The 17,008-nt window shown below is 71.4% G+C and carries 16 protein-coding genes; 4 read left to right on the top strand and 12 right to left on the bottom strand.

Annotated elements, in window-relative coordinates; translation table 11 throughout:
- Together ACH54P_RS22870 and ACH54P_RS22865 are read right to left on the bottom strand one after the other, a co-directional pair.
- The gene (locus ACH54P_RS22870; RefSeq protein WP_489915914.1) at window positions 1-471 is read right to left on the bottom strand and encodes an SRPBCC family protein; all 471 of its coding nucleotides are present in this window, start codon (window positions 469-471) and stop codon (window positions 1-3) included.
- Window positions 468-803, bottom strand: a complete 336-nt coding sequence (locus ACH54P_RS22865; RefSeq protein ID WP_465448106.1) for an ArsR/SmtB family transcription factor — start codon at window positions 801-803, stop codon at window positions 468-470. The genes ACH54P_RS22870 and ACH54P_RS22865 overlap by 4 nt, the downstream gene beginning before the upstream one ends.
- Window positions 804-946: 143 nt before the next feature.
- Here ACH54P_RS22865 and ACH54P_RS22860 point away from each other — a divergent pair, with 143 nt between their 5' ends.
- From ACH54P_RS22860 to ACH54P_RS22850, 3 genes are read left to right on the top strand one after another with little or no spacing between them, the layout of a single operon-like run.
- On the top strand, window positions 947-2,419 hold the full coding sequence (locus tag ACH54P_RS22860; RefSeq protein ID WP_489915912.1) for a serine hydrolase domain-containing protein: 1,473 nt from the start codon (window positions 947-949) through the stop codon (window positions 2,417-2,419).
- Window positions 2,386-2,802 carry a PGPGW domain-containing protein gene (locus tag ACH54P_RS22855; protein WP_489915910.1) on the top strand — a complete coding sequence of 139 codons (417 nt, stop codon included), beginning with the start codon at window positions 2,386-2,388 and terminating at the stop codon, window positions 2,800-2,802. The genes ACH54P_RS22860 and ACH54P_RS22855 overlap by 34 nt, the downstream gene beginning before the upstream one ends.
- Before the next feature lie 20 nt (window positions 2,803-2,822).
- Complete coding sequence (locus ACH54P_RS22850; RefSeq protein WP_489915908.1) at window positions 2,823-3,473, top strand: TetR/AcrR family transcriptional regulator; 651 nt, start codon at window positions 2,823-2,825, stop codon at window positions 3,471-3,473.
- Here ACH54P_RS22850 and ACH54P_RS22845 read toward each other — a convergent pair.
- From ACH54P_RS22845 to ACH54P_RS22810, 8 genes are all read right to left on the bottom strand, one after another.
- Entirely contained in the window at window positions 3,433-4,095 is a 663-nt protein-coding gene (locus tag ACH54P_RS22845) for a Rossmann-fold NAD(P)-binding domain-containing protein (RefSeq protein ID WP_489915906.1), read from the bottom strand. The genes ACH54P_RS22850 and ACH54P_RS22845 overlap by 41 nt on opposite strands.
- Window positions 4,092-4,487 (bottom strand): carboxymuconolactone decarboxylase family protein, encoded by a 396-nt coding sequence (locus ACH54P_RS22840; protein ID WP_489915904.1) that lies wholly within the window; start codon window positions 4,485-4,487, stop codon window positions 4,092-4,094. The genes ACH54P_RS22845 and ACH54P_RS22840 overlap by 4 nt, the downstream gene beginning before the upstream one ends.
- Before the next feature lie 110 nt (window positions 4,488-4,597).
- A complete protein-coding gene (locus tag ACH54P_RS22835; protein WP_489915902.1) occupies window positions 4,598-6,985 on the bottom strand; it encodes a DNRLRE domain-containing protein in 2,388 nt (795 codons plus the stop codon).
- Between the two features lie 134 nt (window positions 6,986-7,119).
- Window positions 7,120-9,612: a LamG-like jellyroll fold domain-containing protein gene (locus ACH54P_RS22830; protein ID WP_489915900.1), complete on the bottom strand. Its 2,493-nt coding sequence runs from the start codon at window positions 9,610-9,612 to the stop codon at window positions 7,120-7,122.
- A gap of 45 nt (window positions 9,613-9,657) precedes the next feature.
- On the bottom strand, window positions 9,658-10,638 hold the full coding sequence (locus tag ACH54P_RS22825; protein WP_489915898.1) for an ABC transporter permease: 981 nt from the start codon (window positions 10,636-10,638) through the stop codon (window positions 9,658-9,660).
- A complete protein-coding gene (locus tag ACH54P_RS22820) occupies window positions 10,635-11,597 on the bottom strand; it encodes an ABC transporter permease (RefSeq protein ID WP_489915896.1) in 963 nt (320 codons plus the stop codon). The genes ACH54P_RS22825 and ACH54P_RS22820 overlap by 4 nt, the downstream gene beginning before the upstream one ends.
- Window positions 11,590-13,146, bottom strand: a complete 1,557-nt coding sequence (locus ACH54P_RS22815; RefSeq protein ID WP_489915894.1) for a sugar ABC transporter ATP-binding protein — start codon at window positions 13,144-13,146, stop codon at window positions 11,590-11,592. Before ACH54P_RS22815 ends, ACH54P_RS22820 begins: the two co-directional genes overlap by 8 nt.
- On the bottom strand, window positions 13,146-14,222 hold the full coding sequence (locus tag ACH54P_RS22810; RefSeq protein ID WP_489915892.1) for an ABC transporter substrate-binding protein: 1,077 nt from the start codon (window positions 14,220-14,222) through the stop codon (window positions 13,146-13,148). Before ACH54P_RS22810 ends, ACH54P_RS22815 begins: the two co-directional genes overlap by 1 nt.
- 153 nt (window positions 14,223-14,375) lie before the next feature.
- On the opposite strand from ACH54P_RS22810, the gene ACH54P_RS22805 reads away from it, so the two are divergent.
- Entirely contained in the window at window positions 14,376-15,380 is a 1,005-nt protein-coding gene (locus ACH54P_RS22805) for a LacI family DNA-binding transcriptional regulator (protein WP_489915890.1), read from the top strand.
- 3 nt (window positions 15,381-15,383) lie between these two features.
- On the opposite strand, the gene ACH54P_RS22800 is transcribed toward ACH54P_RS22805, so the two are convergent.
- Complete coding sequence (locus tag ACH54P_RS22800) at window positions 15,384-15,731, bottom strand: hypothetical protein (protein WP_489915888.1); 348 nt, start codon at window positions 15,729-15,731, stop codon at window positions 15,384-15,386.
- Window positions 15,732-15,819: 88 nt separating this feature from the next.
- A complete protein-coding gene (locus tag ACH54P_RS22795; protein ID WP_489915886.1) occupies window positions 15,820-16,986 on the bottom strand; it encodes an AAA family ATPase in 1,167 nt (388 codons plus the stop codon).
- Window positions 16,987-17,008 lie beyond the last annotated feature (22 nt).

The following is a 17,008-nucleotide window of genomic DNA, read 5'->3' as shown; positions in this document are numbered from 1 at the left end:
TCAGCCTTCCTTCGCGAGCAGTTCGTCGAGCTGCTCGTACGACTGGACGATGCCGGTGTCCATACCGCTCGCGACCATCGCGTCCCGGGCTTCGACCGACGGGAACACCGAGTGGCTGTGCAGCCGCGTCCGGCCGTCGACCTCGGTGAGGGTCATCGTTTCGAGGCAGACCTCGTCCGGGGCACCCTCGTACTCGAACGTCTGGATGATCTTCTCGCCGTCCTCGACGTTGTGGAACACGCCGCGGAACCGGAATTCGCCGCGCTCGGCGCGGTGGATGTAGCGGTAGCTCCCGCCGGGCCGCGCGTCGTACTCGAGGATCTCCATCTCCAGGTCGCGCGGGCCGAGCCACTGTTTGACCAGGTCGGGCTCGGTGTAAGCGCGGAAGACGGCCGCCTTCGGCGCGGCGAACTCGCGCGTGACGTCGATGAACGGGGTGCCGGGCTGCGCGGTGATGGTGGTGCCGGTCATGACTGCTCCTTGAGGGTGTCGAGGACGGCGTCCAGCCGCCGGTAGGTGTGTTCGGTGGCCAGCCGGTAGGTGTCGATCCAGCCGGTCAGGGCCTCGAGCGCGGACGGGACGAGCCGGCACGGGCGCCGCTGGCCGTCCCGGCTGCGCGTGATCAGCCCGGCCTGCTCCAGGACCTGCAGGTGCCGGGAAATCGCCTGCTTGGTGATGGCGAAGGGCTCGGCCAGCTCGTTCACCGTCGCCTCGCCGCGGGACAGCCGGGCGACGAGCGCCCGGCGCACCGGGTCGCCCAGCGCGGTGAACGCCCGATCCAGGGTCTCGTCGTCAACCGCCATCTTTATCAACCAATCTGTTTATCAATCGATGTGTTGACTATAAGTCCGGCGGGGCACCGCGTCAAGGAGCTGCCGAAAGTAGGGGGTGGCTCCCGTCCTCCGGCAGCGGTCCGCGGGTCGGTCCGCTGCCTACCTTGACTGCCATGACCAGGCTCTTCCTCCTGCTCGCGGCCCTGCTGCTGGGCACCGCGACCCCCGCCGCCGCGCTCCCCGCCGCGTCGGCGACGGCTCCCGCCATCGACGGCTACGTCCGCGCCTACCTCGACCACACCGGCCTGCCCGGCGCCGCGGTCGCCGTCACGCATGGCGCCGAGATCGTCCGCGTCGCCGGGTACGGCCACGACGCGGCGGGCGCGCCGATCACCGCGTCGACCCGGCTGCCGATCGCGTCGCTGAGCAAGTCCATGACGGCGTTCGCGGTGCTGCAGCTCGCCGAGGCGGGCCGGATCGGGCTCGACGAGCCGGTGACGCGGTACCTGCCGGAGTTCCGGCTCGCCGACCCGCGCGACGCGCGGATCACCGTCCGGATGCTCCTGGACCAGACGTCCGGGATGGCCGACTCCGCGTTCCCCGACCTGAAGCTGCCGCAGCCGCACACGCTCGCCGAAGCCGTCGGCCGCCTGCGGGACGCGGGGCTCGCCGACGAGCCGGGGACGCGGTTCCACTACCACAACCCGAACTACGAGGTGGCCGCGCGGATCGTCGAGGTCGTCGCCGGCCGGCCGTTCGCCGAGCACCTGCGGACGCGGCTGTTCACCCCGCTCGGGATGGCGTCGAGCACGACCGTGGACGAGCCGCCCGCGGACCTCTCACCCGGCTACGTGCGCGCGTTCGGGTTCGAGGTCCCGGTGACCGAACCGGACTGGTTCACCGGCGGCAGCCACGGCGTGCAGAGCACCGCGGCGGACCTGGCGCGGTGGCTGGTCGCCCAGCGCGACGGCGGCGGCGTCCTCTCGCCGTCCTCGGTCGCGCTCGCGCACACCCCGGCCCCCGGCCGCACCTACGCGCTGGGCTGGGCCGCCTACCGCCCGGGACAGCTGTCCCACACCGGCGAGTGGTTCAGCCACACGGCCGCGCAGGTCCTGCTGCCCGGCGGCTACGGCGTCGCGGTGCTGGCCACCACCGGCCTGGCGCTGGACAACGACGCCGAGACGCTGGCGCAGGGCCTGGCCACCCTGATCGAGGGCGGTTCGCCGGAGCTCGCGCTGCCCGCCGGCGTCGTCGCCGACCGGGTGCTCGCCGGGCTGATCCTGCTTTCGGTGCTGCTCGCCGCGCTCGGCGTCGTCCACGCGCGACGGTGGGCCGCGCGCCGGACGGACTGGTGGCGGGCCGCCCTGCGGCTGCTGCCGTACCTGGTGCCGGGCCTGGCCCTGGTGCTGCTGCCGGAGCTGATGAGCGTCGTGTTCGCCGGGCGCGAGGGCACGTTCGGGCAGATCCTGTACGTCTGGCCGGGCCTCGTCACCTGGCTGGGATCCGCCACGCTCTGCGCGTTAGTGGTGCTCATTGCGCGGGTAAGCGCGGTCGTGAGTGGCACGACCCGATCCCGACGGGAAGAATCGGGCGAAACGACGGGAGTGGTCGCGTGGGGATCGGTGGACAGGTCAAGCGGGTCCTGATCGTGGTGGCGGGCGGGCTCCTGCTGGTGGTCGGTGTGCTGCTGCTGGTGCTGCCCGGGCCGGGCCTGCTGCTCGTGCTCGCCGGGCTCCTGCTGCTCGCGTCGCAGTTCCCGGCGCTGGAGCGGTACGTCGACCCGGTGCGGGACCGGGCCATGAAGGCGGCCGAGGAGAGCGTGTCGTCACCGCTGCGGATCGCCGGTTCGGTGCTGGCCGGGCTGGCGCTGCTGGCGGCGGGGATCGTCTGGGGCACGGTGAAATCGCTCCCGTTCAGCGGCTGGAGCACCGGGTCGAGCCTGATCCTGTCGTCGGTGATCCTGTTCGCGCTGCTGATCTGGAGCTACCGGCGGGTCAAGACCCGGCGCGAGGCCACCAGCCACAGCTGAGGAGGGATACTGTCGGCGCCATGAGCGCCGGATTCCAGCGGGCCCGCCGGCCGGAGCAGGTCGAGGAGCGCCGCACCGCGATCCTCACCGCCGCGCGGGAGCTGCTCGCGCAGCGGCCGGTCGCCGAGATCAGCCTGCGGGAGCTCAGCTGCCGCGTCGGGCTCGCGAAGTCCAATGTGCTCCGCTACTTCGACAGCCGCGAGGCGATCTTCCTCGAAGTCCTCGACGGCGCTTGGACGGCCTGGCTCGACGAGCTGGCGTTCGGGGAGCTGCCGGACCCGCCCTTCGCGCGGGCGGAGCGGATCGCCGGGACGATCGCGGCGACGCTGGCCGGGCGGCGGCTGCTGTGCGAGCTGATCAGCGCGATGGCCCCGGTGCTGGAGCGCAACATCTCCGTGGAGTTCGCGCGCGGCTTCAAGCACCGCGCGACCGCGAACCTCGAACGGCTGGCGTCGCTGGTGCGCGCCGGCGTCCCGGAGCTGTCCGCGGAAGCGGCCCGGGTGTTCGCCCGGGCCGTCGTGGTCGTGGTGTCGGGGGCGTGGCCCTGCGCGAACCCGACCGAAGCGGTCGCACTGGCGACGGCCGAGGCCGGCGGTGCGCCGGGGTTCGAAGCGGTGGTGGCGGAGAACCTCACGAACCTGCTGGCCGGTCTCGTCGCGCGAGTGCGGTGATGTCCGCGTTCTCCAGGACCGGCTTCTCGTACCCCGCCGAAGCCACCGCCAGCATCGCGAGCCCGATGTCCTCCGTGGTCGTCACCGCCCGCGGGAACAGCCGCTTGAGCACCGGGTACAGCGGCATCGCGACGCGGTAGAGCGTCCGGTACAGCGGGGTCTTCGACGTGATCCCGTGCAGCGGCTGGATGTAGCCGGGACGGAAGAAGAACGTCCGCAGCGGCAGCCGGGCCAGCGCGTTCTCCGTGGCGCCCTTGACGCGGGCCCAGCGCACCCGGCCGCGCTCGGTGCTGTCGGTGCCCGCGCCCGAGACGTACACGAACGTGCTGTCGTCCGGGAGCTTCCGGGCCACCGAAAGGGTGAGCTGGTAGGTGATCCGCTCGTACTCCTCCGGCGCCACGCCCACCGAAGAGACGCCCAGGCAGAAGAAGCACGCGTCGTACCCGGTGATCGGCTCGAGGGCGAACAGGTCCGGCCGCACGACTTCGGTGAGCTTCGGGTGGCTGGTGCCGACCGGGGACCGGCCGACCGCCAGCACCGCCTCGACCCGCTCGTCGCGCAGGCATTCCCTCAGCACGCCTTGCCCGACCATGCCGGTCGCGCCGAACAGGACGACCCTCATGCGCTCGTCACCGGCAGCAGCCCCCTCTCGGCGAAGACCTTCTTGGCCGTGAAGGTCGCGTTCAGCGCCTTCGGGAATCCACAGTAGACCGCCGAGTGCAGGAGCGCTTCGACGATCTCCGCGGGCGTGAGCCCGACGTTGAGGGACGCGTTGACGTGCACCTCCAGCTGCGGCTCGCAGCCGCCGAGCGCGGTGAGCATGCCGAGCGTGACGAGCTGGCGATCGCGCGGCGCGAGCCCCGGCCGCGCGTAGACCTCGCCGAAACCCCACGACACCACGGCTTCCGCCAGCGCGGGGGACACGTCGGCGAGGTTGTCGAGCACGCGCTGCCCGCTCTCGCCGTCGATGGCGGACAGGGTCTTCAGGCCGAGTTCGAAGCGCTCGTCGGTCATGGCGGGTTCCTTTCCCCAGTACGTCGTGGCGAGGACGACGCTAGGGGCTGGAGCGCGCTCCAGGGCAACCGTGACGGCCACCACGGCGGGTGGCCGTCACGGGAGGAACCTCAGACCGCCCTGGTGACGCGGGCCGCCGCGGTCTCGTCCACCCAGAACGAGGTGTACGACGTGTCGGTCCGCAGCCCGGCCGCGTTGGCGCTCCAGGCCTCCAGCCGCAGCGCGTACTGGGTCCGGTCCGCCGGGACCGTGAACTCGAACGCCGCCGTGCCGTCGGCGCCCGGCAGGACCGTCACCTCCGGACCGGCGTCCACGGTGTAGCCGTACGACGTCAGGCCCGGCTGCACCGGCGTCAGCGTGCAGCGGACCACCTGGCCGGGCCGCAGGGACCCCGTCCCGTCACACGTCAGGGGCGGTGCGGCCGACTCCGGGACGAACCGGTAGTAACTCGTCGCCGACACGGTGCCGTCGGCGAACGTGGTGGTCGCCTCCAGGTACTGCCAGCCCGTCCTGACCGGCGACAGGACGGCGCTCGCCGTGCCGTCCGGGCCCGCCGGCACCGTGGCCGGCTCCGCGCCCTGGAGGCGGGCGGTGAAGCTCACCGCGTCCGGCAACGGCGACGAGAACGTGAAGGTGCCCGGCGTCGTGACGTAACCGCCCACCGACGTCTCCGGGTACTCCGCGCTCGTCACCTTCGGCCCGTTGGTGTCGACGGTGACGTTGACCTCCTGCCGCGCCGAGACCAGTCCCGCCGCGGTCGTCGTGCGCGCGTGCAGCCAGTGCTGGCCCGGCGCGTCCGGGACGACCGTGACCTGCGCCGTGCCGTCCGGGCCCACCGGGATGGTGACGGCGCTGCCGGAGTCCCAGTCGTAGGTGAAGGACGTCGAGCCCGGCAGCGTGGCGTGCAGGGTGAACACGGCGGGCCGCCCCACCATGAGGGCGGCCGGCACGTCGACGACCGGCAGGCCGCGGTCGACCGGGACCTGCGTGGTCCGGGTGCCGGACAGGTTCCCGTTGGTCATCCGCGCCCGCACGGCGACGCTGTAGGCCTTCGCGGCGTCGGTCGGCGTGACCGTGAACGAGGCGGTGCCGCCGGACCCGGCGGGCAGGGTGACCTCCGGCTCGCTGTCGACCTTGTAGAGGTACTCGGTGGCGCCGTCGCCGACGTGCGGGCTGAAGGTGCACTGCCGCGTCTCGCCGAGGAACCCCTGGGCCGGGGTGCAGGCCATCGACGGGCCGTTGCGGTCCACCGAGAACCGGTAGGACGTGCTGGGCGTGCTGTTCCCGCCCGCGTCGACCCCGCGCACGATCAGCCGCTGCGACCCTTCGGTCCGCGGGGTGAACGTGTAGGTCCCCTTGCCGCCGGGCCGGTCGGCCGCGACGTGGACGGGCGGGACCGACTCGCCCACGTCGAAGCCGACGACGTCCGGGTCGCCCTGGGCGTCGAAGGTGAACACGCCCGGCTCGCCGACCCCGCCGGCGGGCGTCAGCGGGCCCGGGTAGTCCGTGGACGCCACCAGGGGGGCCGTCGTGGGCGCGGTGAAGTCGGTGGTGAACCGGCAAGTGCCGCTCCACGCGCCGACCGTCAGCTCGTCCGCGCCGCGGACCTGCCAGTCGTAGGTGACGCCGTCGGCGAGGCGGTCCTGGGCGAGGTCGAACCAAATCGGGTAGCCCGGGGTCCAGCGGGTCAGCACCTGTGTCTGCCGCTGGTCCGGGTGCGCCACCGGCCACCAGGCGAACTCCGCCCCGACCTGGTGGTCGTCCGGGTCGGTCACGATCGCGGAGAACCGGGTGTCGCCGCGGCCGATGACCGGGCTCTCGGCGCAGGCCCGGTTGTCCACGGTCAGGCTCGTGGGCACGTCGGGTGCCTGGTTCTTCTGGAGGCTGACGCCCAGCGACGGCTGGTGGGTGCGGCCGAAGCGCGGGTTGTGCTGCTGGCCGTCCGGGAGGCGCAGGACCAGCGTCAGCGAGGTGCGGCCCGCGTCGATCGCCTGCTGGAGCGTGGGCGCGGCGTCCCAGCCGAGGTAGTCCGACGGGCAGACGTCGAGGGAGCCCGGGCCGGGGACCTTGCTCAGCTCGGCGGGCTGCCGGTCCCACGTCGGCGGCTCCGTCGACGGCGCGGTCACCCAGAGTTCGGTGGTGCGCGGCGCCGAGCAGTCGGCGACCGCGGTTTCACGCCCCCACAGCTGCGCGGACAGCACCTTCGCGCCGCGCAGCCCGGAAAGGTCGAACGTGAAGTAGGACTTGGAAACGTGCTTCTTGCCGTCGGCCGTGACCTTCGCGCCGATGGGCGCGTCGCCCGCCGGGTTCACGAAGCTGGTCTTCGGCTGGGCGGAGTCGATGTAAGACCACGAGGTCGACTGGATCCCCGTGTAGACGGTCGCCGACGCCGGGTTCGCGGTGACGACGGCTGCGCCCGCGGCCAGCAACGCCGTCGTGACGGCCAGTACGCCCGCTCTCGCGGGCCTGATGGATCTTGTGGAGCCCAATGGGCTCACCCCCTGCTTCCTCCCCTGAGCCACCGAGGACGGCGGCTTCCGGATTGCACACGCCTGAGGGCGGCCGACGGTTGGGGCGGGGCAAGAAAAATCCGGGGAGACCGGAAACCGGTCTCCCCGGATCGGGGGGTTGGTTACTTACCGCTCGAGTACAACGCGCTCACGTCCGCGTCGGTCAGCGCCCGGTCGTAGACGTGGACCTGGTCGACCGCCCCGTTGAGGTAGTCGACCGGGCCGCCGCCGTACTTGCCGCGGCCGATCACCGTGTGGCCCGTCGACGCTTCGCCGAGGCAGACGCTCTTCGTGGCGGCCAGCTGCCCGTCCACGTACAGCTTGAGCGTGCCCGACGCCGCGTCGCGGACGCCGACCACGTGGTACCAGCGGTTCGGCTCCGGGGCGGTGGGCGCCAAGGCCCGCGTGCCGACGAAGCTCATCGCGAGCCGGTGGTCCTGGCCCGAGTACTGCAGGAAGAACGCGCTGTTGCTCGGGCCGTCCTGGCTCACCACGGTCTGGAAGCCGTCGCCGACGGCGTTGAACTTGACCCACGCCGCCGCGCTGTAGCTGCCTTCGGTGTTCACCAGTGCCGCACCGGTGTCGGCGTACTGGCCCGACCCGTTCACCGCCAGCGCCGACCCGCTCTTGCCCGCGGTCCAGGACGCGCCGCCGACGAGCGTCGCGTCGTGGTCGCCGACGACGTCCGCGGCCACCGTGCCCGCGTTCTCGTCGAACGGGTAGGCCGCGATGCCGTCGATGCCCGGCGTGCCCGCGGGCACGGACGGACCGGAGACCGGGTCGCCGGTGGCGCCCTTGATCACCGCGAGGTTCGCCGCGCGGACCGCCGCGAAGTCCATCTTCTTCACCTGCCGGTCGTAGGTGAAGAAGCCGTTGACCTCCTTCTCGACGTCGGTGGTCTGCGTGTAGACGCCGGCCGAGACGCCGCACCGCTGGGCGACCAGCAGCAGGCGCTGCTGGAGTTCGCCGTAGCGCCGGGTCAGCGTCGCGCTGTCGGGCTCCATCTCGTAGGCGAAGCTGCCCGCCGGGTCGAACTCGTGCCCGGCGACCTTCAGGCCGAGGCCGCCGTACTCGCCGTCGACCGCCGCGCGCGTGCCGGTCTGCATCGGCGTGCCCGGCCCGGTGTAGGTGTGGTCGTCGTAGATGTCACCCTTGCCGCTGTCCGGTTCGGACCGGCAGCAGTTGACGCCGGACTCGGCGTTCACCAGCCGCGTCGGGTCCCAGGCCTTGACCTCGTCGGCGATCCGGCCGACCTCGTAGTCGCCCCAGCCCTCGTTGAACGGCACCCACGTGACGATCGACGGGAAGCTGCGGTGCTGGTCGATCATCCGCTTCATCTCGGACTCGTAGTTGGCCCGCGCCGCCGCGGACGGCTCGACGTCGTCCTTCATCGCCGGCATGTCCTGCCAGACCATCAGGCCCAGCTTGTCGGCGTAGTAGTACCAGCGGTCCGGCTCGACCTTGATGTGCTTGCGCACCATGTTGAAACCGAGCGCCTTCTCCTGCTGCAGGTCGAACTTCAGCGCCGCGTCGGTCGGCGCGGTGTAGATGCCGTCCGGCCAGAACCCCTGGTCGAGCGGGCCGACCTGCATGACGAACTTGCCGTTGAGCAGCATCCGCTCCTTGCCGTCGGCGGTCTTGCCGAGGCCGACCGTGCGCAGCCCGAAGTACGAGCCGACCTCGTCGCCCGAAGGCACGAGCCGCACCCGCAGGTCGTAGAGGAACGGGTCGTCCGGCGACCACAGGTGCGGCCGGTCCACCTTGAGCTTCAACGGCTTGTTCGCGTCGCCGGACACGCGCCCGACCGGGCGGCCGTGGTCGTAGGCGACGGCTTCGACGCGCTGCTTCACCGGCCCGCCGACGACGGCGTTCACCGTCACGGAACCGAGGTCCGGCGTGACGTCCAGGCGGTCGATGCGCGCGGGCGCCACCGGCTCCATCCACACGGTCTGCCAGATGCCGGACGTCGGCGTGTAGAAGATGCCGTCGCCGGGCCGGCGTTGCTTGCCGATCGGCTGCCCGCCCTGGTCGTTCGGGTCGGCGACGCCGACGACGAGCTCCTGGCTCTTCGCCGTGGTCAGCGCGTCGGTGACGTCGATGGAGAACGCGTCGTAGCCGCCGGTGTGCCGCGACACGGTCCGGCCGTTGACGATGATCGTGGCGTCGTAGTCGACGGCCTGGAAGTGCAGCAGCAGCCGCTGGCCGCGGCCGACCTGCCAGGTCTTCGGGACCTCGAACGTGCGGCGGTACCACATGTTCGTTTCGTGGCGCATGATCCCGGACAGCGCGGACTCGACCGGGTACGGCACGAGGATCCGCTCGCCGAGCGTCTTGCCGACGGGCGCGGCCTCACCCGGGGTCGCCTTGGCGAACTCCCAGACGCCGTTGAGGTTCTGCCACTTGTCGCGGGTCAGCTGGGGCCGCGGGTAGTCGGGGAGGGCGTTGGTGGGGGAGACGTCCTGCGTCCACGGCGTGGACAGCGGTGGCGTCAGCCGTTGCCACTGGGGAGCGTCGGCCGCGCCGGCGGCCGGAACGGTGCCGAGGCCGGCGACCGCGACGGCGAACGCCGCGGCGGCGGTCAGCCAGCTCCGGGTTTTTCGGGCAGGGCGGAACATCGTTGAGACCTCCTGTTGGGGGGACGGGGACTCAGCGTGGAACTTTCACCGGGTTCGGGAACGCGCCAGCAGGCGCTGGATCACCACGACGACGAGCAGGAAGGCCCCGCTCACCACCGTCTGGTAGTTGGAGTCGAGGGTGCCGATCTGGTTGATGACGTTCTGGATCAGCGTGCGCAGCAGCACGCCGACGAGCGTGCCGATGATCGTCCCGGCGCCGCCGGTGAGCAGCGTGCCGCCGATGACGACGACCGAAATCGCGTCGAGCTCGGTGCCGACGCCGATCACCGTGACGCCGGACTGCAGGTACGCGGCGGTGAGGATGCCCGCGACCCCGGCCAGTGCGCCGCTCAGCGTGTACAGGCTGATCTTGGTGCGCGCCACCGGCAGGCCCATGAGCAGCGCGGACTGCTCGGCGCCGCCGATGGCGAACACCGACTGGCCGAACCGCGTGCGACGCAGCAGAAGCCCGCCGAGGGCGAACAGGACCAGCGTCAGGTACACCGGCACGCCGATCCCGAAGATCGTGCCCTGCCCGAGCCAGAGGAACGCCGAGCCGGGGTCCACTTTGTACGTCGTCGAGCCTTCGGACGTCAGGGCCAGCAGGAGCCCCCGGGCGAACAGCAGTGACGCCAGCGTCACGATGAACGGCGCCATGCCGGTGCGCGCGATGAGCAGGCCGTTGACCAGCCCGATCAGGGAACACACCGCCAGGGGCAGCAGGATCGCGACGAAGAGGCCGTACTGCGCGCCGTACGCGGCGAGAACGCCGCCGAGCGCGTAGTTCGAGCCGACCGACAGGTCGATGCCGCCGGAGATGATCACGAACGTCATGCCGAGCGCGATCACCGCGAGGAACGACCCCTGCAGCACGAGGCTGCGCAGGTTGTCGGCGGTGCCGAAGTGCGGGAACGCGAACCACGACGCGGCGAGGCCGAGCACGAGCACGACGGCCGCGCCCTGCCGCTGCAGGACACCGGCGAACGCGGCGCCCGACGCGGAGGTCTGGCTGGTGGTGGCGGTCATCGGCTGCTCCGCTCGCGCGCGACGTAGACCGCGACGACGATGATGGCCGCCTGGACCATCTGCGCGGTGGAGTCGGGCAGGTTGTGCTTGATCAGGGTCGCCTGGACGAGCTGCATGAGCAGCGCGCCGAACACGGTGCCGAGCACGCGGACCCGGCCGCCGGTCAGCGGGGTGCCGCCGACGACGACCGCGGTGATCGCGGACAGCTCCATCAGCAGGCCGACGTCGCTCGGGTCGCTGGCGGCCAGCCGGGACGTCGCCAGCACGCCGGCCACCGCGGCCAGCGCCCCGGAGATGACGTAGACGCTGATGAGCACGCGCTTCACCGGCAGGCCGGCCAGGGTGCTCGCGGCGCGGTTGCCGCCGACGGCGACCAGGTGGCGCCCGAACGTCGTGCGCTGGACGACCAGCCCGGCCAGCACCGCGAGCACGCCCGCCACGATGACCATGATCGGCACGCCCAGGAAATCGCCGGTGCCCAGCTCCAGGAAGTCCTGGTTGTGCAGCTGGACGAGCTGGCCGTGGGCGATCACCAGCGCGAGCCCGCGCCCGCCGACCAGCAGGGCGAGGGTCGCGATGATCGGCTGGATGCCCAGGTAGGCCACCAGGTAGCCGCTGAACAGGCCGGAGACCACGCCCGCGATGATCGCGACGATGACCGCCATCAGCGGGCCCGCGCCGAGGTAGAGCGGGATGAGCGCGGCGGCGATCGACATCACCGAGCCGACCGACAGGTCGATGCCCTCGGTGCCGATCACCAGCGCCATGCCGAGCGCGACGATGCAGACCGGCGCCGCCTGCACCAGCTGGGTGCGGAAGTTGGCCGCGGACAGGAAGTTCTCGGTGAACACGACGTTGAACAGCAGCAGCACGACGACGGCCAGGTAGACGCCGTAGTTCTGCAGCCACGCCGTGACTTTCGCGCGGTCCGGGGTCTTCGTCAGGGTGGCGCTAGACATCGTTGTCAGCCTCGGCTGCGATCGCGGTCAAAACGTTCTCCTCCGTGATGCGGTCGCCCGTGAGCTCGCTGACGACCGAGCCGTCGCGCAGCACGACCACGCGGTCGGAACCGTCGATCAGCTCCTCGAGCTCGGACGAGATGAGCAGCACGCCGAGCCCCTCCTGCGCGAGTTCGTCGATCAGGCCCTGGACCTCGGCCTTGGCGCCGACGTCGATGCCGCGGGTCGGCTCGTCGAGCAGCAGGATCTTCGGGCCGGTGGCCAGCCAGCGGGCGAGCAGCACCTTCTGCTGGTTGCCGCCGGACAGCTCGGACACCTTCTGCTCCGGGCTGGACGCCTTGATCCGCAGGCGGTCCATGAAGATCTTGACGACCTTGTCCTGCTTGGCCTTGCTGACGATGCCGAACGGGGACAGCGTCGGCAGCGCGGCCAGCACGATGTTCTCGCGCACCGACAGGTTCGGGATGATCCCGTCGGTCTTGCGGTCCTCGGCCAGCAGCGCGATCCCGGCGCGCATGGCGGCGGCGATCTTGCCCTTCTTGAGCGGTTTCCCCGCGAGCAGCACGCTTCCGCCGTCGAGGGGGAACGCGCCGACGATGGCGCGCGCGGTCTCGCTGCGGCCCGAGCCGAGCAGCCCGGCCAGGCCGACGACCTCGCCGGGCCGGATGCTCACCGAGACGTCGTGCAGCTTCCGCATACCCGACAGGTTCTCGGCCTTGAGGAGCGGTTCGCGCTCGACGTCGTGTTCCTCGCCGAACGCCGTGACGCCCTCTTCGCGGATCTGCTTGATCTCGCGGCCGAGCATCTTGGACACCAGCTCGATGCGCGGCAGCGCCTTCAATGGTCCACTGTGGACCACTCGGCCGTCGCGCAGCACGGTGACGCTCTCGCACACCCGGTACAGCTCGTCCATCCGGTGGCTGACGTAGACGATCGCGATGCCCTCGGCGTGCAGTCTGTTCAACACTTCGAAGAGCGTCTCGACCTCGCGCGGCTCGAGTGACGACGTCGGCTCGTCCATGATGACGACCTTCGCGTCGGTCGAGACCGCGCGGGCGAGCGCGACCATCTGCTGCGCGCCGACGCCCAAGGTGTGCAGCGGGCGCTTGACGTCGTCGTCGATGCCGTAGCCCTTGAGCAGCTCGCGGGCCTCGGCGTACATCTTCGGCCAGTCGACGAGCCCGGCCTTCGTCCGCGGCTCGCGGCCGAGGAAGACGTTGCCGGCGATGCTCATCAGCGGGACGAGGTTGACCTCCTGGTAGATCGTGGAGATCCCGGCGCGCTGCGCGTCGATCGGCCGCTTGAACGTCACCGGCTCGCCGAGGTGGCGCACCTCGCCCTCGTCGGGCTGGTAGACGCCGGTGAGCACCTTGATCAGCGTGGACTTCCCGGCGCCGTTCTCGCCGACCAGCGCGTGCACCTCGCCGGGCCGCAGCGCGAAGCTGACGTCGTCGAGCGCGAGGGTGCCGGGGAACCGCTTGGTCACCCCGGTCACCTCGAGCACCGGTGCGGTCGTCATGGCGACGTCCTCTTCGGTGGCTGCCGTCATCAGTACGCGTTCCCGACCTTCTGCGAAGCGTTGGTCTCGTCGTACTGGTCGTCGGTGATCACGATGCTGGCCGGGATCGGCTTGCCGGCCTCGAACTTCTGCAGCGTCTGGAAGGCCAGCGGGCCGAAGCGCGGGTTGGACTCGATCACGGCGTTGTAGCTGCCGTCGGCGATGAGCTGCACGGCGTTGCGGGTGCCGTCGATCGAGACGACCTTGACGTCCTTGCCCGGCGTCTTGCCCGCGGTCTTCAGCGCGTTGACCGCGCCGACGCCCATCTCGTCGTTCTCGGCGTACACGGCGGTGATGTCCGGGTGGCTCTGGATGAGCTGCTCCATCACGGACTGTCCCTTGGAGCGGTCGAACTCGCCGGTCTGCTCGGCGACCACGGTCAGGCCGGGCGTCTTCGCCAGCTCGTCCTTGAAGCCCTGGGTGCGGTCGGTGGTCACGTTGTTGCCGGACGAGCCGAGCAGGATCGCGACCTTGCCGGTGCCGCCGGTGGACTTCGCCATCGCCTGCGCCGCGCGCTTGCCCTGCTCGACGAAGTTGGAACCGATGAAGGTCAGGTAGTCGGTGCACGGCTGGGACGTCACCTTGCGGTCGATGGTGACGACCGGGACCTTCTTGGCCTTCGCCGCGTCGAGGGCGGGCTGGAGGCCGTCGGAGTTCAGCGGCGCGACGACGAGCAGCTGCGCGCCGCGGTCGAGCATCGACTTGATGTCGCTGATCTGCTTGTTGAGGTCGCTCTGGGCGTTGGTGACGAGCAGCTTGTCGTTCGCGATGCCGAGTTTGGCGGCTTCGTCCCGGATGGACTGCGTCTCGGCGATCCGGAACGGGTTGGCCTCCTTTTCGGACTGGGAGAAACCGACCACGGCCGTCTTCAGGTCGACCTTGGGGTAGCCGGTCTTGTCGAGCGTGCAGCCGTCGGCGCTCGGGGCGACCGACTGCGCGGACGCGGCCGGCCCGCCGCCGCTGGAGGGGGCGGCCGGGGTCTCTTCCCGGCTGGTGCAGGAGGTGAGGGTGAGCGCGGCGGCGGCCGCGGTGACCAGGACCAGGCGGGGACGGGTGGACAGCGGCACGGTGACTCCTCGGGCAGCGACGGTGGGGCCCGCTCACCGGGGTGATCGGAGTCACCGCGGGAGCCTTGAGGTACTTTTTACATCGTTGGAACAACGTTGTAAACCGGCAAATTATCGCTATGCTTCGTGCTCACACCTGAGAAGGAGCCGCCCGTGACCGTGACGCTCAAGGACGTCGCCACGCTCGCCGGAGTGTCGGTGAAGACGGTGTCGAACGTGGTGAACGGCTATGCGTTCGTCAAGCCGGAGAACCGCCGGCGGGTGGAGGAAGCCCTGGCGGCGACCGGGTACCGGCCCAACGTCGGCGCGCGCAACCTGCGTCGCGGCCGCACGGGGTTCCTGGCGCTGATGGTGCCGGAGCTGTCGATCCCGTACTTCGGCGAGCTGGCCGGCCTGGTCATCACGGCGGCCCAGAAGCGCGGGTGGAGCGTCCTGATCGAACAGACCCAGGGGACGCGGTCGCGGGAGCGCGAGACGCTGTTGTCGCTGGGGCCGCACCTGGTGGACGGCGCCCTGGTGCACCCGGAAGCCCTGGAGGCGGCGGACTTCCCGGCGGATCCCGGCGGCATCCCGCTGGTCATGCTGGGCGAGCACGCGGTGGACGTCCCGATCGACCACGTGGCGATCGACAACGTCCTGGCGGCGCACACGGCGGTCTCGCACCTGGCCTCCCTGGGCCGCCGCCGCATCGCGGCGATCGGCTTCAACCCGGCGCGCGGGACATCGTCCCAGCGCCTGGCGGGCTACCGTGCGGCGCTTTCCGACGCCGGTCTGTCCTATGTGGATTCTTTGGTGGCCCCGGCGGAGAAGTGGCACCGATCGGTGGGCGCGGCGGCGATGAAGGCGTTGCTGGCGCTGCCCGCGCCGCCGGACGCGGTGTTCTGCTTCAACGACCTCCTGGCGATCGGCGCGCTGCGAGCGGTGGCGGAGCTGGGGCTGCGGGTACCGGAGGACGTGGCCATCGTGGGCTTCGACAACAACGAAGAGAGCGCCTTCTCACTCCCGGCGTTGACGACGATCGCCCCGGACAAAACGGCGTTGGCGGAGGCGGCGATCGACCTGGTGCACCGCCGGATCACGGGGGACAAGACGTCACCGGCGCAGGACATCCAGACCCCGTTCGCCCTGGAGATCCGGGAGAGCACCGGGGGCCGCTGACCCTCAGCAGGGCTCGACGGCGCCGGTCGTGCCGACGGCGCACCAGCCGGGGTGGGTGGCGAGCCAGGCGTCCCGTTCGCGCTCGACGTCCTCCTGGCTCAGCCCGCGGGCCGCGTTGAGGCAGCCGCCGGTCCGGCAGTCCTCCGCCTTGGGCCGGGTGCTCCCGGCTGAGACGGTCTTGGTCGTGGTGACCACACTCGTGACGGTGGTGGGCGCGGTCTCGGTGACCGTCACCGGTTCGGCGGTCACGGTGGTGCGAACCGGCTGGGGAACTTGGGCGGCGGGTGCCGACGTACAGGCGCCGGTCAGCCCGGCGACCGCGAACAGACCGGCGATGGCGAGCTTCCGCATCCACCCAAGATGCGCCCGCGACCGCGGGGCGACCAGGGCCGTTGGACCCGGAAGGTCGGCTCGCGAGCCGACCCTCTGGGCACGAACCTCAGCGCTTCGGCCAGTGCCACGAAGGGCGGTCCAACCGGCCCTGGCCCACCAGCTTGGTCTCCCCGTACTCCTTCTCCAGCTCCAAAGCCGTCACCTCCGCGACCTCCGGCAGGGCCCGGATCAGCGAAGCCGCGTGGGAGACGACCACCAGCTGGGTCTCCTTGGCCGCCGTCGCGATCAAGCCGGCCAAGGCCGGGAGCAGGTCGGGGTGGAGGCTCGTCTCCGGCTCGTTCAGCACCAGCAGCTCCGGGGGCCGCGGGGTCAGCAGCGCCGCCACCCACAGGAGGAAGCGGAGCGTTCCGTCCGACAGCTCGGCCGCCGACAACGGGCGGAGCAGGCCGTGCTGGTGGAAGCGGACCGACAGCAGGCCGTCCTGGGAGACGACCTCCAGGCGGGAGCCCGGGAACGCCGCGTCGATCGCGGCCGCGAGGTCCGGTGCCCGGCCGATCTCCATGATCGTGCGCAGGGCCGCCGCCAGGTCGGCGCCGTCGTGGGAGAGCACGGGAGTGCGGGTGCCGATGTGGGACTGGCGCGCCGGGGCGGTGGCGTCCGTGCGGAAGTGGTCGTAGAACCGCCACGACCGGATCCGCTCGCGGACCACCAGCAGCTCCGGGCACGCGCGCGGGTCCGCGAACTCGCTCAGCATGCTGTCCGCCGGCTGGATCCGGTAGACGTCCGAACCCCACCCGCCGGACGACACCCGCGTCCGCACCGACGGGCCCGCGCGGTCCGCGAGGAGGGACGACGGCCGGAGGACCGGGCCGGACCACACCGCCTCCCGCTTGAACTCCGGGTCGAGGTTGAACAGCGTGTCCTTGAGCGGCACCGGCAGCCCCAGGTCGAGCGCGTAGCCGTACTCGTCGCCGGCGAAGCCCAGCCGCAGCCCGACGGCCTTCGACCGCACCGTGCCCTGCACCGGCGAGCGCCCCTCCCGCACCGCGCGCCCGACCGTCTCCGGGCCGGCCCACAGCGTCGACGGCAGCCCGCCTTCGCGCGCCAGGGCCGCCACGGCGCCGTTGCGCGACGCGTCCGTCAGCAGCCGCAGCGCCCGGTACAGGCTCGACTTGCCGCTGCCGTTCGGCCCGGTGACGACGGTCAGCCCGGACAGCGGCAGCACCAGGTCACGCAGCGAGCGGTAGTTCTCGACGGCGAGCGTGGTGAGCATGCCCCGAACCTAACCTCCGCAG

The sequence above is a fragment of the Amycolatopsis sp. N2S4-7 genome (assembly GCF_058119595.1).
This window is presented reverse-complemented; position numbering and strand designations above follow the sequence as displayed.